The organism is Candidatus Dadabacteria bacterium (genome assembly GCA_009837205.1).
In the GTDB taxonomy this organism is placed as follows: domain Bacteria; phylum Desulfobacterota_D; class UBA1144; order Nemesobacterales; family Nemesobacteraceae; genus Nemesobacter.
Map to the genome: position 1 here is coordinate 101,843 of VXTZ01000026.1, position 19,958 is coordinate 121,800.

Annotated in this window: 22 protein-coding genes; 11 read left to right on the forward strand and 11 right to left on the reverse strand. The window is 47.2% G+C overall.

Annotated features, from left to right (window positions below; genetic code table 11):
- Positions 1 to 2 precede the first annotated feature (2 nt).
- The 3 genes from tsf to F4Z13_06540 are packed head-to-tail and all read left to right on the forward strand — an operon-like array spanning position 3 to position 1,924.
- Positions 3 to 599, forward strand: a complete 597-nt coding sequence (gene tsf / locus F4Z13_06530) for a translation elongation factor Ts (GenBank protein MXZ48881.1) — start codon at positions 3 to 5, stop codon at positions 597 to 599.
- Between the two features lie 12 nt (positions 600 to 611).
- Entirely contained in the window at positions 612 to 1,355 is a 744-nt protein-coding gene (locus F4Z13_06535; protein ID MXZ48882.1) for a UMP kinase, read from the forward strand.
- A gap of 8 nt (positions 1,356 to 1,363) precedes the next feature.
- On the forward strand, positions 1,364 to 1,924 hold the full coding sequence (locus F4Z13_06540) for a ribosome recycling factor (GenBank protein MXZ48883.1): 561 nt from the start codon (positions 1,364 to 1,366) through the stop codon (positions 1,922 to 1,924).
- 12 nt (positions 1,925 to 1,936) lie between these two features.
- Here F4Z13_06540 and serS read toward each other — a convergent pair whose 3' ends face one another.
- Entirely contained in the window at positions 1,937 to 3,217 is a 1,281-nt protein-coding gene (serS, locus tag F4Z13_06545; GenBank protein ID MXZ48884.1) for a serine--tRNA ligase, read from the reverse strand.
- Positions 3,218 to 3,383: 166 nt separating this feature from the next.
- Here serS and F4Z13_06550 point away from each other — a divergent pair, with 166 nt between their 5' ends.
- From F4Z13_06550 to F4Z13_06560, 3 genes are all read left to right on the forward strand, one after another.
- The gene (locus tag F4Z13_06550) at positions 3,384 to 4,103 is read left to right on the forward strand and encodes a metal-dependent hydrolase (GenBank protein MXZ48885.1); all 720 of its coding nucleotides are present in this window, start codon (positions 3,384 to 3,386) and stop codon (positions 4,101 to 4,103) included.
- Positions 4,104 to 4,179: 76 nt separating this feature from the next.
- Positions 4,180 to 4,866, forward strand: a complete 687-nt coding sequence (gene bamD / locus F4Z13_06555) for an outer membrane protein assembly factor BamD (GenBank protein MXZ48886.1) — start codon at positions 4,180 to 4,182, stop codon at positions 4,864 to 4,866.
- Positions 4,867 to 5,014: 148 nt separating this feature from the next.
- A complete protein-coding gene (locus F4Z13_06560; protein MXZ48887.1) occupies positions 5,015 to 5,473 on the forward strand; it encodes a hypothetical protein in 459 nt (152 codons plus the stop codon).
- Between the two features lie 3 nt (positions 5,474 to 5,476).
- Here the strand turns inward: F4Z13_06560 and dksA are convergent, their stop codons facing one another.
- Positions 5,477 to 5,836, reverse strand: a complete 360-nt coding sequence (gene dksA / locus F4Z13_06565; protein MXZ48888.1) for an RNA polymerase-binding protein DksA — start codon at positions 5,834 to 5,836, stop codon at positions 5,477 to 5,479.
- 72 nt (positions 5,837 to 5,908) lie between these two features.
- On the opposite strand from dksA, the gene F4Z13_06570 reads away from it, so the two are divergent.
- Together F4Z13_06570 and mtnA are read left to right on the forward strand one after the other, a co-directional pair.
- Entirely contained in the window at positions 5,909 to 6,796 is an 888-nt protein-coding gene (locus F4Z13_06570) for a methyltransferase (GenBank protein MXZ48889.1), read from the forward strand.
- Positions 6,793 to 7,842 (forward strand): S-methyl-5-thioribose-1-phosphate isomerase, encoded by a 1,050-nt coding sequence (gene mtnA, locus F4Z13_06575; GenBank protein MXZ48890.1) that lies wholly within the window; start codon positions 6,793 to 6,795, stop codon positions 7,840 to 7,842. Before F4Z13_06570 ends, mtnA begins: the two co-directional genes overlap by 4 nt.
- Here mtnA and F4Z13_06580 read toward each other — a convergent pair.
- A complete protein-coding gene (locus F4Z13_06580; GenBank protein MXZ48891.1) occupies positions 7,836 to 8,294 on the reverse strand; it encodes a TraR/DksA family transcriptional regulator in 459 nt (152 codons plus the stop codon). The two genes, mtnA and F4Z13_06580, sit on opposite strands and share 7 nt — an antisense overlap.
- Before the next feature lie 164 nt (positions 8,295 to 8,458).
- On the opposite strand from F4Z13_06580, the gene F4Z13_06585 reads away from it, so the two are divergent.
- Positions 8,459 to 10,015 carry a sodium:calcium symporter gene (locus F4Z13_06585; protein ID MXZ48892.1) on the forward strand — a complete coding sequence of 519 codons (1,557 nt, stop codon included), beginning with the start codon at positions 8,459 to 8,461 and terminating at the stop codon, positions 10,013 to 10,015.
- A 161-nt stretch (positions 10,016 to 10,176) separates the two neighbouring features.
- On the opposite strand, the gene F4Z13_06590 is transcribed toward F4Z13_06585, so the two are convergent.
- The 6 genes from F4Z13_06590 to F4Z13_06615 form a co-directional block, all read right to left on the reverse strand.
- On the reverse strand, positions 10,177 to 11,526 hold the full coding sequence (locus tag F4Z13_06590) for a CDP-alcohol phosphatidyltransferase family protein (GenBank protein ID MXZ48893.1): 1,350 nt from the start codon (positions 11,524 to 11,526) through the stop codon (positions 10,177 to 10,179).
- Between the two features lie 6 nt (positions 11,527 to 11,532).
- Positions 11,533 to 12,315 (reverse strand): phosphocholine cytidylyltransferase family protein, encoded by a 783-nt coding sequence (locus tag F4Z13_06595; GenBank protein MXZ48894.1) that lies wholly within the window; start codon positions 12,313 to 12,315, stop codon positions 11,533 to 11,535.
- Positions 12,316 to 12,513: 198 nt separating this feature from the next.
- The gene (locus F4Z13_06600; protein ID MXZ48895.1) at positions 12,514 to 12,906 is read right to left on the reverse strand and encodes an aspartate 1-decarboxylase; all 393 of its coding nucleotides are present in this window, start codon (positions 12,904 to 12,906) and stop codon (positions 12,514 to 12,516) included.
- Positions 12,907 to 12,916: 10 nt separating this feature from the next.
- Entirely contained in the window at positions 12,917 to 13,774 is an 858-nt protein-coding gene (locus F4Z13_06605; GenBank protein ID MXZ48896.1) for a pantoate--beta-alanine ligase, read from the reverse strand.
- Complete coding sequence (gene panB, locus F4Z13_06610) at positions 13,767 to 14,567, reverse strand: 3-methyl-2-oxobutanoate hydroxymethyltransferase (protein MXZ48897.1); 801 nt, start codon at positions 14,565 to 14,567, stop codon at positions 13,767 to 13,769. The genes F4Z13_06605 and panB overlap by 8 nt, the downstream gene beginning before the upstream one ends.
- A 37-nt stretch (positions 14,568 to 14,604) precedes the next feature.
- Positions 14,605 to 15,270, reverse strand: a complete 666-nt coding sequence (locus tag F4Z13_06615) for a septal ring lytic transglycosylase RlpA family protein (GenBank protein ID MXZ48898.1) — start codon at positions 15,268 to 15,270, stop codon at positions 14,605 to 14,607.
- A gap of 131 nt (positions 15,271 to 15,401) precedes the next feature.
- Between F4Z13_06615 and F4Z13_06620 the strand changes: the two genes are divergently transcribed.
- Positions 15,402 to 16,598 (forward strand): aminotransferase class I/II-fold pyridoxal phosphate-dependent enzyme, encoded by a 1,197-nt coding sequence (locus F4Z13_06620; GenBank protein MXZ48899.1) that lies wholly within the window; start codon positions 15,402 to 15,404, stop codon positions 16,596 to 16,598.
- Here the strand turns inward: F4Z13_06620 and F4Z13_06625 are convergent.
- Complete coding sequence (locus F4Z13_06625; GenBank protein MXZ48900.1) at positions 16,595 to 18,631, reverse strand: BamA/TamA family outer membrane protein; 2,037 nt, start codon at positions 18,629 to 18,631, stop codon at positions 16,595 to 16,597. The two genes, F4Z13_06620 and F4Z13_06625, sit on opposite strands and share 4 nt — an antisense overlap.
- Before the next feature lie 153 nt (positions 18,632 to 18,784).
- Here F4Z13_06625 and F4Z13_06630 point away from each other — a divergent pair, with 153 nt between their 5' ends.
- The gene (locus F4Z13_06630) at positions 18,785 to 19,105 is read left to right on the forward strand and encodes a hypothetical protein (protein ID MXZ48901.1); all 321 of its coding nucleotides are present in this window, start codon (positions 18,785 to 18,787) and stop codon (positions 19,103 to 19,105) included.
- Positions 19,106 to 19,244: 139 nt separating this feature from the next.
- Here F4Z13_06630 and F4Z13_06635 read toward each other — a convergent pair whose 3' ends face one another.
- Positions 19,245 to 19,787, reverse strand: coding sequence for a hypothetical protein (locus F4Z13_06635; GenBank protein ID MXZ48902.1), 543 nt, complete (start codon positions 19,785 to 19,787; stop codon positions 19,245 to 19,247).
- Between the last annotated feature and the right edge of the window lie 171 nt (positions 19,788 to 19,958).

Here is a 19,958-nt window from a genome sequence, read left to right on the forward strand (position 1 = left end):
AAATGGCTGAAATCAAGGCAACAATGGTAAAGGAGCTGAGAGAAAAAACAGGAGCTCCTTTTCTTGACTGCAAGAACGCGCTTGTGGAAACCGACGGGGACTTCGAAAAAGCTTCCGAGGTCCTGAGAATAAAGGGCGTCGCGAAAGCTTCTAAGAAAACTACCAGAAAAACCGACCAGGGAATCATATCCTCATACGTTCACGCGGGTGGCAAGATCGGCGTAATGCTCGAAGTTAACTGCGAAACGGATTTTGTGGCCAGAAACGACGAGTTTCAGAACCTCTGCAGGGAAGTCGCCATGCAGATAGCGGCAAACAATCCGACTTACGTAAGAAAGGAAGAGGTTTCGGAAGAAGAAGTAGAAAATGAAAGGCGGATTCTCAAGGCAGAAGCTATGGAATCGGGAAAACCCGAGAATATAGCGGAAAAAATGGTTGCGGGAAGAATAAACAAGTTTTTCGAGGAGATATGCCTTCTTGAGCAACCCTACATAAGAGATCCCAAGATGAAAGTCATGGATCTTGTAAACAACCTGATAGCCAAAATCGGCGAAAACATAGTTGTAAAAAGGTTCGTAAGATACCAGCTGGGCGAATGAAAAAACTGGACAATGGGATCCTCTGAAAAAACCATCCCGAAATATAAAAGAGTACTGCTGAAACTCAGCGGAGAAGCTCTTCAGGGTCCTGGTCAGTTTGGTATCAGTTCCGACGTAATTGAATACGTCTCCGAAGAAATAAAAAGCATCTATTCACTCGGAGTAGAAACGGCCATAGTCATAGGTGGAGGAAATATCTTCAGGGGTGTTTCCAGTTCTTCGAAGGGAATGGACCGTTCCACGGCCGACTACATGGGAATGCTCGCAACCGTGATAAACGCGCTTGCCCTGCAGGATTTTCTTGAAAGAAAAGGGATGTCAACGCGGGTGCAGACCGCGCTTGAAATAAAACAGGTTGCCGAACCCTTTATCAAAAGAAGAGCCATACGCCATCTTGAAAAGGGAAGAATAGTCATATTCGCCTCGGGAACAGGCAATCCGTTTTTTACGACCGACACGGCCGCAACCTTAAGAGCACTGCAGATGGGAGCGGATATCATAATGAAAGCAACTAAAGTTGACGGCATTTATGACAAGGATCCTGTTAAGAACAAAGATGCTTCGAAGTTCACCGAGCTCACATACATGGAAATTCTGAAGAAAGGGTTAAAAGTTATGGATGCAACCTCAATCTCTCTTTGCATGGAAGGGAATATTCCCATAGTAGTGTTCGATCTTTTTGAGGAAGGCAACATAGAGAAAGTTATAAGAGGAGAGAAAGTAGGTACTATTGTAAAGAGCGGTACGGAACAATGAGCGAAGAACTGTCTGTTGAAGAACTTTATATTGACGCCGAAGACAGGATGGACAAGACAGTAAGCGTTTTCGATCAGGAACTCTCCAGAATAAGAACCGGCAGGGCGTCAGCAGCTCTTGTCGACACGATGAGAGTTTCCTACTTCGGTGCCCAGACACCTATTAACCAACTCGCCAACGTTTCGGTGCCCGATAGTTCAACCATACTTATACAGGCTTGGGACCCGGGCGCGGTTGAGGAAATCCAAAAGGCAATCGCGCAGTCCGAACTCGGAATAACTCCGTCGGTCGACGGAAACACGATCAGGCTTACTATACCGCCCCTGACGGAGCAGAGAAGAAAGGAGCTTGTCAGGCACACGGGAAAAGTCGCCGAAGAACACAGGGTGTCCGTAAGGCAGATAAGAAAAGATGCGAACAACCTCATAAAGAAAGCCGGGAAAACAGAGAACCTTCCAGAAGATGAAATAAAAAAAGCCCTCTCCGAAATACAGCAACTGACAGATGAAAGAATAAGCAGGCTAAACGCCCTGCTTGAAAAGAAAGAAAAAGAAATACTGGAAATCTGAGAACCACGCGGATTACCGCCCGATAACCCTGATACCATCCATATAGGGGACCAGCACCTCGGGAACCTCCACCGTCCCCTCTTCGGTCTGGAAGTTCTCGACAATCGCCAGCAGAGCCCTGCCCACAGCCACCCCAGAACCATTAAGAGTATGGAGATAGGCCGGCTTGGACCCCTTTGATTTTCTGTATCTTATGTTGGCGCGCCTCGCCTGAAACGCCTCAAAATTGCTGCAGGACGATATTTCCCTGTATCTGCCTTCGCTAGGCACCCATACTTCAAGATCATAAGTCTTGGCGGAAGAAAATCCCATGTCTCCCGTACAAAGAAGAACAACCCTGTAGGGAATACCCAAAAGTTCAAGAATCTTAGCGGCATCAGCAGTCAACATTTCAAGTTCCTCGTACGAATTCTCCGGGTCGGCGAAGCGTACAAGCTCCACCTTGTTAAACTGATGCTGCCTGATTATCCCGTGCACGTCCTTCCCGTAAGAACCCGCTTCCTTTCTGAAGCACGGAGTGTAAGCCACGTATTTAATCGGAAGCATCTCCGGGGGAATTATCTCGTCGCGGTGAATGTTGGTAACGGGAACCTCAGCAGTGGGAATCATGTAATAGTCCGTATCGCTAAGCTTGAAAAGGTCTTCCTCGAATTTGGGGAGATTTCCCGTTCCAGTAAGACTCTCCGTGTTGGCTACGAAGGGAGTGAGAACCTCTGTGTACCCGTGCTGCTTGGTATGAACATCGAGCATGAAGTTTATAAGGGCTCTCTCAAGCCGCGCGCCCGCGTTTTTGTAAAGCGCAAACCGTGCACCTGCGATCTTCGTCGCCCTCGGAAGGTCCAGTATGTCGAGCTCGGCTCCCAGCAACACGTGGTCCTTTACCTCGAAGTCGAAATCCCTCGGTTCTCCCCACTTCCTTATCTCGACGTTTGCCGTGTCGTCCGGACCCTCGGGAACCGAGGAATCGGGCATGTTGGGAACGGTCAGAAGGAACTCCCTGAGAAGCCCCTCCACCTCCACTTTCTTCTCGTTAAGATCCTTTACCTCTTCCGAGAGAGCCTTCAGTTCGGGCAGAAGTTCTGCAAGTCCCTGCTGATCTCCAGACCTCTTAAGGACACCCACCTTTCTTGAGCCCTCGTTTCTCTGGTGTTCCAGAGTCTCAACCCTTTTTATTATCTCTTTTCTGCGGGAATTCAGCACTGTAAACTCCGAGAGATCGGTCTCAAAACCGCGGGTAGCGAGTTTTTCGCCAACAAGATCAATATTTCGCTCAATTAATTTGGGGTCTAGCATCTAAAACACATACTCCGGCAGAACTTGAAAAAAGCAAAAGTCAGGTGTCTAATTTACACTCACAGTCGATATTTTCAAACATCTCGAGACTTTGCACAAAAGGTTCTTTTCGGGTTTAATAACTGGATATATAAAGCTGAAAGAACGTCAGGAGAGAGAATAAGCAATGAAAATACTGGATAACGGAATAGAAATAACCTACTTTGGACATTCCACTTTCTCAGTAAAATCGCCGGCCGGCAAAACGGTGATGATAGACCCGTGGATTGAGGGAAACCCCTCGTGCCCGGAACAGCTCCGTGAAGTCGGTCATGTTGACATCATAGCAGTCACACACGGACATTTTGACCATATAAGTGACGTGATTCCTCTATGCAGCAAATATAATCCCAAAGTGGTGGCAAACTGGGAGATCTGCGACTGGCTGGGCTCAAAGGGAATTCAGAACTGCATGCCGTGTAACAAGGGAGGCAACGTGGTCATAGACGGAATAAGGTTCACAATGACCCACGCCCAGCACAGCAGCAGCATGAAGGAGGAAGACGGAACTGTTATCTATGGCGGGGAACCGGCAGGCTACATAATAAAGTTTGAAAACGACTACACAATATACCATGCCGGAGATACCAACATTTTCGGTGACATGAAACTTATATCGGAGATATACAAACCACAGCTGGCAATGCTGCCCATCGGAGACCTCTTCACGATGTCTCCGCTTGAGGCATCATACGCATGCAGGCTGCTTAACGTGAAATGGGTTATCCCCATGCACTACGGGACTTTTCCGCTTCTGGTGGGAACTCCGGATGAACTGAAGTCGCTGACCAAGGGCATGGATTCGCTGAGCGTGGTTGCCTTGGAACCGGGACAGCAGATCACATGACTTGCAGAGACCTTTTACTTCAGAACTAAAGGAGCTTCTTTGTTCTCATAAAAAGACAGATTCGCAAAAAAGAGTTATGAAAAATCCGGCAAAATTATTAATCACCATCGCCGTGCTCCTTACGGTTTCCTGTGGGGGAAAGCAGGCGATTTACGAAGGAACAGCAGAACAACTTAATAACGAAGTGATTGAAGAACTTAACAAGGAAGGCGGTTTTCCTTGGATATTCGGTGGAACAAATTACGACAAAGTATTCGACATCCTCAAAGAAATACAGATCCGCTATCCCTATACCAAGTACGCCGCGCTAGCCGAACTCAGAAGCGGTGATGTTTATTTAAAAAAAAAGGAATACACTCTAGCCGCTGAGGAATACGAAAATTTCATAGCGAACCATCCGGGTCACAAAGAACTTGATTACGCAATGTATCGCCTCGGACTCTCCTACTATAAGATGAAAGCGGGGAAGGACAGAAACCATTCAAAACGGCTTCAGTCAATAAAGTGGTTTACACTGCTTAATAAGACCTATCCCGACTCCCCGTACGCTGAGCAGACACAGGATAAAATCGAGAAATCCAGAAGAATGCTCGCGGAAAGAGAAATCTACATAGGGAAATTCTATCAGAAGAAAAAGAACTACGAGGCGGCGGCGCAAAGATACAGAAACGTTCTTGAAAATTACTCCGACACCGAATACGCCGAGAAAGCCAGGAAGCTTCTCAGAGAGACTGAGGAAAAATTATCCAAGCAGTCATCCTAGTAACAGGAGAAACCTTTCCCCGAAGGTGCGGGCAAGCAATCCGCCACGTGAATTTAACGACAAGGTAATTTGCCGGGCGGCTGTGCGTATCGATCCGGAACGCGCGTTTTAATCAAACGATGTAATTCCACTCAAACAAAAAACAGAAATGGTGAAGACATACAAGCTGCTTGCATATCTAGTTGTGATTATTTTTCTCGCCTCCTGCGGGTCTTCTGATGAAGAGGAGATAAATCTGCTTTTGGACAAGAGAGTCAGGTCCTTTCAGCTAAAAGACCCTGAAATGTATTCTGAGTGTATACACGAAGATTACAGGGCAACTTCAGGGGAAAAAGTTGTTGACAAGCACGAGCTGGTAAGCAGGTTCAAGGACCAGGTATCCACCATTGACACGGTATCATTCGGCGAATCCGAAAGATACATATACATCAACGGGACAGACGCAAGGGTAATGATGCTCTCTTCGATTGACGTAAAGATAGGTAGTTATTCAATGACATATAAAGCCAGAGAGGTTATTAACTTATCGAAAGTACTGGGGAAGTGGAGAATAACCAAGGAGTCTATGCTTAACTTGCTCAGCGGAACTATGATTCTTGATAACTAAGAACTAGCCGAATTTCTTTTCAATATCTTCCTGCTCTTCCTTACACTCTATGCAAAGAGTAGTCTCCGGTCTTGCAATCAGTCTCTGCTCCGAGATCTCCTCTTCACACACCTCACAGATTCCGTAAGAACCATTCTCAAGTCTAACGAGCGCGTCGCGTATTTTCCGAAGCAGCTTTCTCTCCCTGTCCCTTTCCCGCAGTTCAAGAACCCTGTTCGACTCGGATAGCGCCCTGTCAAGTGGATCTGGGAAAGAATTGGACCCCTTACTCATCCTATCAACAGTATCATAGGCAATGCCCAGTATATCGGACATCTTCTGAATCAGGATGGTTCTTACCGTCTCCCTGGTTTCTGCCTTCATGGAGAATATTATATATACCTACGTTTTTTTGTAAATTTGACGAAACGCGACAAATACAATTAATTATCCGCCATGGCGAGAATGAAGAGACTTACGATTGAGTTGCCGGGAGAAATGGCTGCACTTGTTTCAGATCTGCTCTTGGGTCTTGAAGCCGGAGGCGTTAGCGAGGAGCAAAGAGACCACGAAGAACCGTTAATTCATGCGTATTTCAAGGAAGAAATGGACATTGCGGGAATCATAACAACCGTAAGGGAGTTCTCTATGCTTTTTAGCGAAAACGCCGAGGCGGTCCGGTTCACCACCCGATACATAAATCAAGCAGACTGGGAAGGTTGGAAATCCTATTTGAAACCGGTAAGGGCGAGTCGTCGAATAGTTATCAAACCTCCATGGGAAAAACAATACAAGGCGGAGCGGGGAACCAAGGTAGTTGAAATAAACCCGGGAAACGCCTTTGGCACGGGACATCATGAAACAACAAGAATATGCGTAAGTTATCTGGACGAAATTATCGAAAAATCCCCTGGGTGTTCTGTTTTTGACGTGGGATGCGGGAGCGGTATTCTGGGTATCTGCTCAATCAAACTGGGAGCATACATTTCGTTTTGCGCAGACATTGATTTCAAGGCCGCAAAAGAAACTATCTCGAATTCCGCAAGGAACGCGACTTCCGACAAGGTAAAAGTCTGGTGTGGTTCTGCGGACTGTACACGGAAAAAATTCGACGTGGTTGTTTCTAACACATCCAAGGATACTCTTATTTCAATGAGGGAAAGTCTAAAAGAGAGACTTCTCCCCCTGGGACATCTTATAGTGTCCGGCATACAGGCAAACGAGAAACGTGAAGTGGCCGAAATTTACGGAAACTCGGGTTATGATATTGTCAGTGGGAAGGTCGAGGGCGGATGGGCCGGACTGCTCCTTAGGTTAAAGAAAACGAGAAAGCCTGAAAAATGAACTCTTTTAAAACTATAGAATGGAAAGACGACAGGGTCTTAATGATTGACCAGAGAAAGCTTCCGGGAGAGGAAGTCTACGTTGAATGCACTACTTTTGAAGAGGTGGCCGAATGTATAAGGAAACTGGTTATCAGGGGAGCCCCGGCGATAGGAATAGCGGCCGCCATGGGAATGGCTCTCGGAGCCGCGGGTATCGGAAACGATTGCTCCTATGAAAATTTCGAAGAGCGCATGAAAGCCATATCGGATCACCTGGCCCTGACGCGACCGACAGCCGTAAATCTGTTTTGGGCCATCGCCAGAATGAACAGACTGATTTCCAAGTGCAGAGGCAAAGAAATTGAAGAGATAAAAAACCTTCTCATAACCGAGGCGATCAATATACAGAAAGAAGACATTGAGATATGCATGCAGATCGGGGAAAACGGATCCAAACTCATAAGAGAAAACTCTGTCATACTCACGCACTGCAACGCCGGAGGACTCGCCACCGCCGGTTATGGAACAGCTCTAGGGGTAATAAGGTCAGCCTTTAACCAAGGCAAGAATATAAGCGTAATATCATCAGAGACAAGACCCGTTCTCCAAGGAGCGAGGCTCACTACGTGGGAACTTGAGCGGGATGGAATCCCGGTCCGTTTGATAACCGACAGCATGGCCGGGCATCTGATGAGTAAGGGGATCGTGAATTCGGTCGTGGTCGGGGCTGACAGGGTAGCTTCAAATGGAGATACGGCAAACAAGATAGGAACCTATTCCCTCTCCGTCCTGGCCAAGCATCACGGCATTCCCTTTTACGTAGCGGCCCCCACTTCAACCATAGATACCGAATGCTTAAGCGGAGAGGATATTATAATTGAGCAAAGGGAACCCGAAGAAGTAACGCACATAGACGGGAAAAGAATAAGTGCGGAAGTAACCGCAATCAATCCCGCTTTTGACATTACACCGGCCGAAAATATCGAATGCCTGATAACTGAAGTCGGACTGTTTAAAAAACCCTATGCTAAATCTCTCGGCAGACTTAAAAAGAAAGATCAGTAATCTCCCCTTTCAATTTCCTCCTGAGCTTCGACGCTCAGTTTCGTAAAGGGCATGACCATCAGCCTCTCTTCGCCTATTTTTTCCCCTGTAACCTCGCAGAAACCATATTCCCCGTTTTCAATCCTCTTTAGAGCATCATCTATCTGGTGCAGTTTGCTGCGCTCCCTGTTCGAAAGAGTAAGGGCAAGTTCTCTCTGCCTGTCTTCGGATGCGTGATCATAAAAATCTCCGACATTGAAACGCAGATGATCCGATTCCTCTTTCATTGATCGGGTTACATCTTTAAGCAGTTCCTTTCTCATCTCTTTAAGCATGGCAGTCATCTGGTTAAGGAACTTCTTTGTATATTTTCTGGGGTTGGTTCTCCTCGACTTAGCTTTTGTTCCGGTCGCCGCAGAAGAACTTTCCTTCGAGGCCTTTTTTTCAGGTTTCTCCTTTTTTACTCTGGGCACGTTGACTCCTCCGGTAATCAAAGTCTAAAATTTTTAGGGTGAATTAAGATAAAATTATTATTCCTTTTGTCAATACCGGTCGTTGCCAGCAATTGGGGACTATTATCTTGTCATATTCCCCGCCTCGGTGATAATATAGCTTTCTCAATTGTGACCCTTCCGAAATGAAAAAAAGCTCTAACAATAGGGACGCCTGGGCGACCAAGACAGGCCTTATATTAGCCATGGCGGGCAACGCCATAGGCCTCGGCAACTTTCTTAGATTTCCAACGCAGGCCGCGGAAAACGGCGGCGGCGCTTTTATGATCCCCTATTTTATAGCATTTATCCTGATAGGGATTCCGATCATGTGGATGGAATGGGGAATGGGAAGGTATGGAGGGTCTCGCGGGCACGGAACAACCCCCGCAATATTCAATCTTTTCTGGAAAAGCCCCATTTCCAAAACCCTTGGCGTTATAGGGCTCTGGATACCCCTTGTCGTAACAATTTACTACGTTTACATTGAATCCTGGACCTTGGGATACGCTCTGCATTTTCTCCTAGGAAGCAATCCCAGTCTCGATCCGGGGTCGGTTTCAAACGCCGCGGAGTACGTAAAACCCTACAGCAGCTTTCTTGCCGATTATCTCGGTGCGGGAGACGGGGTGTTCCTCACCCCTTCCAAGATGGCTATTACCGCCTTTGTAATCACAATCAGTGCAAATTTCTACATCATGCTGAAAGGAATATCGGGAGGCATAGAGATATTCGTCAAGTATGCCCTCCCCATGCTGTTTGTCCTGGCGATAATACTCGTAGTAAAAACTCTGACGCTCAAAACTGATTACGGAACCGCAATAGAGGGGCTTAACTTTCTCTGGAACCCCGACTTTGAAGCCCTTAAGAACCCGAAAGTATGGATAGCGGCGGCCGGGCAGATTTTCTTTACGCTGAGTCTGGCTTTCGGAGCAATAGTTGCGTACGCATCCTACATAAAGATCGATGATGACGTAACCCTAAGCGGCCTGACTTCGGCAACTCTTAACGAGACAGTGGAGGTGATTCTCGGGGGCTCGATAGCCATTCCGGCTGCAGTGGCGTTCTTCGGAGTCGCAAGTGTGGTCACCGTAGCACAGTCAGGTGCATTCAGCTTGGGATTCGTAAGCCTCCCTGCAGTGTTCAGCAGCATTTCGGGAAGCCTAGGAGGAGTTGAGGCGGGCAGAATCTTCGGATTCTTGTGGTTTTTTCTCCTGTTTTTCGCCGGCATGACCTCGTCCGTAGCTATAGCATATCCCGTAGTAACCTTCCTTCAGGATGAATTCGGCATCTCGAGAGAAAGAGCTGTCGTATACACCATGCTGATAATAATTGTAAGCGTGCTGCCGGTGATACTGATAAGCCAGGTCCTTGACGAATGGGATTTCTGGGCCGGCACCATAATGCTCGTCGTATTCGGATTCATTGAAATTGTAATGTTCATGTGGGTATTCGGGGCCGATAAAGCTTGGAATGAAATAAACTCGGGGGGATTTATAAAGGCACCGCGGGTTTTTTATTACATCCTAAAATATCTGACACCGTTTTTCCTTCTGATTCTCATGTCGTGGTGGGGATACAGCAGTCTGCCTTCGATAATCGGAGAGACTAGCTGGAATATCTGGTTCGCTAGGCTTTATATTGTAGGGTTGTTTGTTTTCCTTTTAGCTATGGTTTATATTGCCGGTAGGAGGGAAAGATAATGGATTTCGCCGCTGCACTCTTCATGTTTATCTCTTGGGCAAGCGTCTTGAGTCTTCTCTCTTTCTGCCTGATAAAATTCCACAGAAACCCCAAGTAGCTGCCGCGGTAGCACCTTAAGATGTTCCGCAACCCTGGTTGGCAACCAGCAGGTGTTGCCGGCTTAGCCCTGTTCCGTTTCTTTTTGAAGAACTTCCTTGGGTTTTCCGATACGGAGAATTCTTATAACGTCTTCAAGCTGGTGTATCAAAAAGAGGGTAAGAGCAAAAGACGTAGCGAAAAGAACTAGGGAGTTTCCTCCGATTATCGCTATGAGAACTAACCCGGCCGAATAATAATTTCTCCTCCCCAAAAAGCGAAGACGGGCAAGCAGTTTCCTTAGGAGGGAAAGTTCCTCGGGATTGATATGCTTGTCGACTTCAAAGTACGCAACCAGACTTCCAGAATCTGTGTACTTTATCAGAAAGTAAAACGACCATATCAGAAACAGGATGAAGATGATGATATTATAGGTTCCTAGGATCACCGCAACGGTGCTTCCGGTCTGAAGATAATATCCAACAGGAACTCCGATCAGGAAGGAAAGCACTGTGAACTGGTCACTTATGGTATCAACCCACTGCCCTTTTTTTGTCTCCATAAGCTTTATTCTCGCAACTTCTCCGTCACACCTGTCCAAAACAGTTGCCACCTGCATGAAAAGAGCACCGAGCACCGGATGACCAAGGGCGTAAAGCGGCCCACAGAGCACCCCTATCAGGTTAATCAGAACGCTAGCAGCGTTAGGCGTAAGAGATGTTCTTATCAGGAGCTTGCTCAAAGGAAGAGACATCCGGCCGTTTATATTTCTGGCTATCCATCCGGTAGCCGTTTTACCTACGTGAGAAAAGATGATTCTTTCCGCTTCTTTTCGAGATTCCTTGGTATCCGAAAGGCGATACCAGTACCCGCTGTCGGCACTGAAGATTCTCATACGGTTCCGGGTGGCCTCGTCACCAAGCCAAGTATTGAGCCCGGCAGCCGAAAGCACAGATGGGACTTCTGTGAAGTTTACGGAGAAAGCGCCAAAGACGCTGCTTCCTCCACCGAAATACTTGGTTACGTAACCGGTTTCCCTGTCCATGCCAACAACAGGATCAGCGTCCTGCTGAACAAGCACAGAAAACTCATCCTCGCGGCAATCAGATGAATCACGAATGAATTTTTCAAGGGAATTGGAGTTTGTGACAACCAGAGAGGATTCTAAAATAAGAACCCTGCCCGAATCTACCGACAGCGACTCTCCAGGTGGGACCCAGTTTATGTCCGATGTGATTCTCGGGTCATCAATAAGCAGGTTTTTTAGAAGACCCGCGTTGTCGGTAATTATATGAAACTGCTCAGTTCCGGCACGTTGACAATTTATTATAATTCTTTTGAGTTGAGGGACTTGCGCTATCGATTTGCTTGGGAATTTGGATAGATCCTCGCCATTTGTTCCTGTGCCAGAACAAAGTACAATAGCGTCTTTCATGGCAGATTATTCGGAGGAGTCAACAACTCTCAGAAGATTTGGGGCACGGTATTCCTTTTTCAAGAATCTGTCAGCCTGTTTTCTCGCCCTGAAAAGATCTAGCGGACAGTCGACATCCATCCAGTAAAGTTCGCCTATATCGAGGGGCTTGATTTTATACCCCTTGCTTATAAGCCTGTGTATTGAGGAAATGTACCATTTGCCTTCGGCACCGGGATTCCTCATCTCTTCCTCAACCGCCCTTTTGAGCAGTTCAACACCCGTATCCCTGAACATTCTTATGCCGACTGATTCGGCGGAGGTCTCAGCGTTTGAAATCTCCTTGCTTATCTTCGTGATTCTGCTGTCGTTGACAACAACTTTCATGTCCTCCCTTTCATATCGAGATCTCTTTTTTATGGGAAGACAGATTTTTTCATCCCTGACTGCAAGCGCCTTGTCCAGAACACCTATCTCGTATACATCGTCTCCGTTCATGACCACTAAATCTTCGTCAAATTCGCTCCTGGCTATCCAGAGAGACACAAGGCTGTTTGTAGATTGATAGAATGGGTTGTAAAGGGTGTTGATTCTCATTCCCAGGCCATCGTAATTCCTTAGGAAATCCTCCACTCTCTCAAAACCGAAACCCACGACGATCACAACTTCGTTTATGCCGCAGTCCCTTATAAGGTTTATCTGGTGTTCAAGTATGGATATATTCCCAATATCAAGAAGACACTTGGGCTTGTCGTGAGTGTAGGGATATAGTCTAGTTCCCCTACCCGCTGCAAGTATTATAGCTTTCATAAGTCAGATTTTTTAAATAGAAAGTCATACACCCGTGGAATCGAGAAAAGCAGACGATAACCCCGGCGAAAAACACGAGGAATAACGCCTTATTTCTTCAACATCCTCCGGGAGCTAATGTAACTATAGGAGCTAGGTATGTCAAACAGGGCTTTAATCCGCAAGTCTTACGCGGGTTTTGGCTGAAACAAGGGGAAGTCACCCATCGGTCGCAAGTTTAAGACCGTTAATTCCAGATTTTATGCTGATTATATTGTTCATCTCATCAACGTATATAAGCTTGGGTCTGTGTGTTTGGCTCTGTTCTTCATCATAGATTGCAAAATCCGCTATTATCAAGCAATCGCCTTTTCTCGCAAGATGCGCCGCCGCACCGTTTACACAAACTATGTTTGAACCTCTCGCGCCTTCAATCACGTAGGTTGAAAAACGGTGGCCATTGGTCAGATTGAAAATGTGAACCTCTTCATAGGGAAACAGATCCGCTGCGTCCATGAGATTTCTATCAAGCGTAAGACTCCCTTCATAATCCAACTCGGCATCAGTTACCGTAACTCTGTGTAGTTTGGATTTAAGGAGTACTCTCTGCATTACCAACCTCTTAAAGCACAATATTATCGATAAGCCTGGTATCGTCCAGCCTCACGGCCAGCGCCACCAAATCACCCTCCGCAGCTCTGTGCCGGAGCTCTAGGGTTTCAGGGTCTCTTATCTCAATATAATCAATATCATTAATTTGAGCCATACGCAATACCCTGTCTGCCTCGGCAAGCAGAATTTTGCAGTCACCGCAACCGCTTTTGAACTTCTTTCTGATCTCTCCCAGGGCTTTGCTCACCGAAGCCGCCTTGATTCTCTGCTCCGCGCTGAGGTAAGCGTTTCTTGAGCTCATGGCAAGTCCGTCAGGTTCCCGTACTATCGGCATTTCCACTATCTCGATGTCCATATCAAAATCCCGTACCATCTTCTGAACAATCTTAAGCTGCTGGTAGTCCTTTCTTCCAAACACCGCAAAATCCGGACGGACAATGTTAAACAGCTTAAGCACAACCGTCGCTACCCCGTCAAAATGCCCCGGCCTGAAAGGACCGCAGAGGCAGTCCCCAAGATTTCCCACAGAAACCGTGGTCTGAAAGCCGTCGGGATAAATATCGCTTATATCCGGATAAAACAGATAGTTAACGCCGCAGCGCGCGAGTTTTTCCACGTCGCCTTCGTAGTCCCTTTCGTAACGATCAAAGTCCTCACCGGGTCCGAACTGAGTGGGGTTAACAAAAACACTTGCGACCGTCACGTCCGCCCTTCTAACCGATTCCTCCACGAGGGTAATATGCCCTGTGTGCAGGGCCCCCATAGTGGGAACAAAGCCGAGTTTCTTGCCCGCTTCCCTGCAAGCATCGGAAATCTTCTTCATGTCGGAAGGGCAGTTGAGCACAGAAAGCGCCCCCGCACTATCCATAAGACTGCTCCTGCGAAGGAAAAGTCCCTTTTTTTACCTCTTTCACGTATTTTTTTGTTGAATCGGAGATTGTCTTTGCAACCTTCGCGTATTTCTTGACGAACTTGGGGAGTGGCTCCGGCGTCAGGCCTATCATGTCGTTTACAACAAGCACCTGTCCGTCGCAATCCCCCCCGGACCCTATCCCGACTGTCGGTATTCCTAGACTCTCGGTAACATCTCTGGCCACCTCAGACAAAACGCTTTCGATAACCACCATGAAAGCGCCCGCCTGCTCACAGGACTTGGCGAGATCCAAAAGCGTTTCGCGCTCGCCCGGCAGACTTCCCTGTACCTTGTAACCACCCATTACGTGAACAGACTGCGGACAAAGCCCTATATGAGCAACAACGGGAATCCCGGCTTTCTGGATGCGGTACACGGTATCGACGTATGCATCATTTACCTCAAGCTTAACCGACTCAGCCCTCCCTTCCTTTAAAAGTCTTCCGGCGCTCTCTATAGCATCTTCGGGAGATTTCTGATAGGAAAGAAAGGGCATATCCGTGCACAGATGGGCCCGGTTCACACCTCTTGAAACAATCTTCGTGTGATAAATCATTTCATCCAGCGTAACCGAAAGCGTATCTTCAAGGCCCTGAACCACATTGCCTAGAGAATCTCCAACCAGAACCACATCTACTCCCGCTGCGTCCACTATCGCGGCAATGGTAGCATCGTACGCCGTTATCATGGCGATTTTCTCACCCTGCTCCTTCATCTTACGAAAATCAGCTGTTCTCAGTTTTTTCATTATTCGACTCTATCTCTTTTTCGAAACCGCTAGGGGATCACTCAACATATATTCTGGCTGAGTATCCCCGCTTCCTCAAAACTACGCGAAGCGTCTCGGCATCTTTCCTTTTCTTGAACCTGCCAACCCTCACCCTGTAATAAGTATCCCCCTCAAAAGCAAAAGATTCCACCCTCACATCCTCGTCCGTGACACGCGAAAGCTTTCTTTTGAGTTCATTGGCCGCCGCCTTGTTTCGAAAAGAACCGGCTTGGACTGTGTAGAGGGAGACAAAAAGGCTTTCTGACCTTTCAGAGGGTGTCGACAGCACTTCTACTTTCACTTCCGCAACACCACTTCTAACAAGTCCGATGGCTTTCGCGGCCGCATATGAGAGATCTATCACCCTGCCCCTTATGTAAGGACCCCTGTCATTTATCCTGACCCTTACCTGCCTGCCATTCTCGCGATTGGTAACACGCACGACGGTACCAAAAGGAAGCTCCTTGTGCGCCGCGGTATAGGCATTTCTATTGAATACCTCGCCACTTGCGGACCTCTTGCCATGTTCCTTGTCCCCGTACCAGGAAGCCTTGCCGTACTGTACGGTATGCGTCGACTTGGGCCGCTGAAAATCCCGGCTTTCCCACTTCGGGGAACCTGAAGAAAAAGAGCAACCGACCGCAAAAAACGCAATCAAGACGGCGAATCTGACCCAGATCATAAGGTTCTATTTTACCATAACGGATTCCCTCGCAGACACCGACATGCCGGAAATACCCGTTTTACCGGCCGCAGTCTTGAGATTATAAGCGGTTATAATAAAATAGTGCCACCAAAAAACAGGCAGATACGATGAACCGGCCGGATTATAATTTTTCCCTGATAAACCGACTTCCCCCTTACGTGCTAGGCGTAGTCAACGAACTTAAACACAAAGCACGCGCCAGAGGAGAGGATATAATCGACCTCGGCATGGGGAACCCTGATCAGGCAACGCCGGACCACATAGTGGAGAAACTGCGCGAGGCAGTAAGTGAACCCAGAAACCACAGATACTCCGCTTCCGCCGGACTGCCCAAACTTCGTCTGGCCATAACCGACTGGTACAGAAGAAAATACGATGTTGACCTTGACCCGGATTCCGAAGCCGTCGTCACGATAGGATCAAAAGAAGGCATATCGCATTTAATGGTCTCCATACTCTCCCCAGGAGATATGGCGATAGTTCCAAATCCCTCCTACCCGATACACAGCTACTCCGTAATCATAGCAAGAGGAGACACTCACAGTTGTCCCATGGGGAAGAAAGAAGACTTGATACAGTCAATAGAAAAAGCGATAAAGGAAGTGTGGCCAAAACCCAAAGTCCTTATTCTTTCATTCCCCAACAACCCGACAACACAAGTCATGGACCTTGATTTCTTCGAGAAAATCTGTGACCTGGCACGTGAGACGGGTCTTATAGTAGTGCATGATCTGGTTTACGCAGAGCTGTGTTATGACGGATACAAGGCCCCGAGCATAATGCAGGTAAAGGGAGCCAAAGACGTTGCGGTGGAATTCTATTCACTTTCCAAAACCTACAGCATGCCCGGCTGGAGGGTAGGCTTCATGGTGGGAAATCCAGAAATCGTTTCCGCGCTCAAAAGGATAAAAAGTTACCTTGACTACGGAATATTCCAGCCGATCCAGATAGCCGCAATTACCGCTCTCAACGGACCTCAGGAACCTGTAGAGCGCATAAGGGAAACCTACAGGTCCAGAAGAGACAAGCTGATCGAATCATTCGCAAGGGCCGGATGGGAAATCCCAAAACCGAAAGCCACCATGTTCGTATGGGCACAGATACCTGAAGAGTTTGCGGAAATGGGGTCGCTTGAATTCTCGAAACTTCTTATAGAGAAATCAAAAGTCGCCGTATCCCCCGGAGTGGGATTCGGAAACTACGGAGAAGGATTCGTAAGACTTGCACTTGTTGAGAACGAAAACAGAATAACTCAGGCGGCAAGGGGAGTTAGGAAGCTTCTTCAGGGCGCCCACGGCTACTAAAAAGCCTGCCCTATGCTTATAAAAATCTTGAATCTGTCGTCTCTTTCCTCATCCTCGGGGTTTAGAAGGTAGCCGAAATCCGCCCTGATCGGCCCGATAATCGTATGGTATCTCAATCCGGCACCGGCCGCGTACTTCAGGTTGGAAGCACTGAAACCGAAACTCTTTGAATAAACATTTCCGTAATCGAAGAAAATTACCGCTCCAAGCTTGTTAAAAAGTCCGAAGCGGGCTTCAGCGTTGCCAATGATAATAGAGTTGCCCCCAAGAGGATCCCGATCCGAATTAAGCGGACTCAGATGCTGAAATGAATAACCCCTCATGCTTGCACTGCCTCCGGCGAAGAATCTTTTGAAGATCGGCACGTTAAGCGGGTCAGTTCCCCCAAGTGTGCTTATATTTCCAATCGTCGCCCTTTTTCCCAGAACGATCCCGGAAACACTCTTGTAGTACCTTAACTCGGCCAGAAACTTCAGGTAATCGGTGCGGGCGGAGCTAGTGGTCTGAATCGGTCTTTCCATGAAGAAAAACAGCCGCATTCCACTGGTAGGATTTATAAGGCTGTCGGTCAGGTCATACTCAATTCCCAGATCAACAGCCGTCAGGAAAACGCTGTCGCGGGCACTTTCAATCGGCGTTCTTACCACCTGAGAGTCTATATTCGCAAATACGACGTTCAGGGAACTGAAAAGTGTGAGATAATCAAAAAACTCCTTGGACAAGGTACTGTTGAAATCGAAACTCAAGCCCTCATAGCCCGGAAAATCATCCCTTCTCACGTCAAGCAAAAAAGCAAGACTGGAGTTTCTGCCGACTAAGTGGGGCTGATCAAGTCTGGCCAGTAAACCCCGTGTCAGGGATGAATAACTGGAAGTGACCTGAAGGATCCTTCCGCCGTCAAAAAAATTCCTCTGGTTCCAAGATAGCTGCGCCCTTAGATTGTCCTCCGTGGCGTATCCAACTCCAAGCCTTATCGTTCCGAGTTTCCTTTCAGTAACGCTGTATATAGTCCGAACCTCGAAGTTCCGCCGGTCGTATTCAGTATCCACTATAACGGAATTGAAAAGTCCGGTTTCAAAAATGTTCGCCCGCGATTTCTGAGTTTCTTTGAGAGAAAACAGGTCCCCTTGCTCGTACTCTATCTCCCGTTCGAGAAGTCTGGTGGCAATATCGGAATTTCCCCTGAACATCACGTCGCCGAAATAATATTCCTGGCCCGGGTCGATGATGAATTCAACATTAACCTCTCTGCTCCTCAGGCTCACAATCGCTTCGGATTTTACATCCGGCAGAGGATAACCCCTATCGGAGAACAACTCCGTGATAAGAACTTTTGACCTCTGGTAGCTTATCTGGGAAAAAGGTTTCCCCTCTTCCAAGAGGATTACCTCGGCGACATCGGAGACGTAATCGTCCGGGTGGTTACCGAGAACCGCTATGTTCAAAGTCTTCACTATTACGGGATCCCCTTGCTCCACCCTTATTTCTATATCCACTTTTCGGTTTCCATCCCGGAAATCTAAGGTATGGGTTACTGTGGAACCGTAATAACCATGTTCCCTGAGAACCTGCTCTATTCTTTTTATATCGTCCTCAAGGAACTGCTCGTTGAATTCCGGACGTTTTCTCCAAGGTCTCCTTGAGGGAAAAGGAGTTATCATGGAGTCCTTTATTCTCTCGAGTTCTATGTCTTTTAACCCCTTTATCTTGATCCCGGAGATAAAAACCGTTTCGTCCTTCTCCGCTTCCTCGGCTCTAACATCCAAAGCCAAGGGAAAAAGGACGAGAAGAAAAAAAAGCCCCGAGAGCAAAAAGGCGACGCTTTGAGGTATGCAAAGGAGTTCGCGCGGGAAGTTGCTGCTATAGTTGCGGTCAGAAAAAGAAGATATAGGACTATCCATTTCCATTAATGTTAACAAGGACAAATTGACTTTGACAAGAACAAACCGAAAAAACCGGCGGGTTAGAAACAGACGCAGACACTTTAGCTGTACAAGAATCAACGATAACCGGCCGTGCGCGTAAAACCACATGCAGAGCGATTCCGGACTAGGAGACAATTGACAAAATTGCCGAACCCGCACCGCCTAAGAAGCAGCAATTCGCATGTATAGCGGGAAAAAACAAGACCGCTTATACATAATAATACGGCAATATGATATTATTTTTACCGAGGTCGTTTAACCATGGAGCTTTTGTTGCTCATTCTGTTTGTCTTGGTCGGATTTTTCGCCGGCACATATATACTGGGAACTTTCTTCTCCCTTGTTTTCATGCAGTTGCCGGAGGTCTTCAGATCAAGGGCCAGTGGGAGTTCTGAAGTGCCTGTACAGAGGCTTACGCATCTAATTTTGGAAACCATAGGGTGGTTCCTGCTACTTCTCTCGCTTATATTCCTAGTAAACAAGTACCTTGCCGGCTATCAGAAGCTTTTTCTCTGCGGTATATACGTAGCCTTGGCTTTCCACATAGGAACGCTTCTGAACCTTTACGGAAGACCTTCGTAAAGCGCAAAGAGAAAAACAGGGAGGACCGCGTCGCTTTCTCGTGCTGTGTGAGTATAGACGTGCTCTCAAATTCAACTAATCCAGTTTTTTACTCGAGGCAGGTCGCAAGACCCAAGGGAAAAACCACTGTTTTTACGGGCTAGCGCTTTTTCTGCGCTGAAAAGTTACTATCAATAAACATCTGCCTGGCAGGATCTCCTGGATCCTCCCTGCGTTTGCGGCGCAGATCCTTCGCCGTCTTTTTTTCCAGAACAGGTTTATGAATATATTCAATTTCTATTGTTCTTTTTTTAGAGTTCACGTTTGCAAGTACTACTGTGTCCGAAAGATTCCACGACAGAACCTCGTAAGAGAACATCTTCTCCCGCTCGAAAGCGTCGCCGAGAACATTAGCAAGATCACCGACAAGTTCGCTTTTTGCGAACGCAAAACGGGTCTCATCCTCAAAACTGAATAAGATGGAACTTGACATAAGATTGTCTTTATAAAATTCAAGCCGGGTTTCATGGTCGGGCGGCGGGTCAAGAGCAACTCCGGACAAGGAACCGTCCAGAACAACTTTTCGTAGATCGTTTGAGTACTCGCGATCAGAAATAACCTTGAGTTTGGAAGATTCGATCAGATTAAGTGCGTCTTTTTTAGAAATCCCGAATTCAAAACCGTGAGGAATCCTGAGATTCACTTGGCTTCCCTCAAGAGGAAAGGGAAAGAAGAAGCAAACTGAAAAAATAAGCGTCAGCCAAATTTTCGCGCAATGCATAAGGTTTTCCCGTGATATAAACCGCTTAAACCCGTGGTATACTTTGGAACCTGTGATTCTAACTGTTTTATACAAGCTTGTTAAACGCAGCAC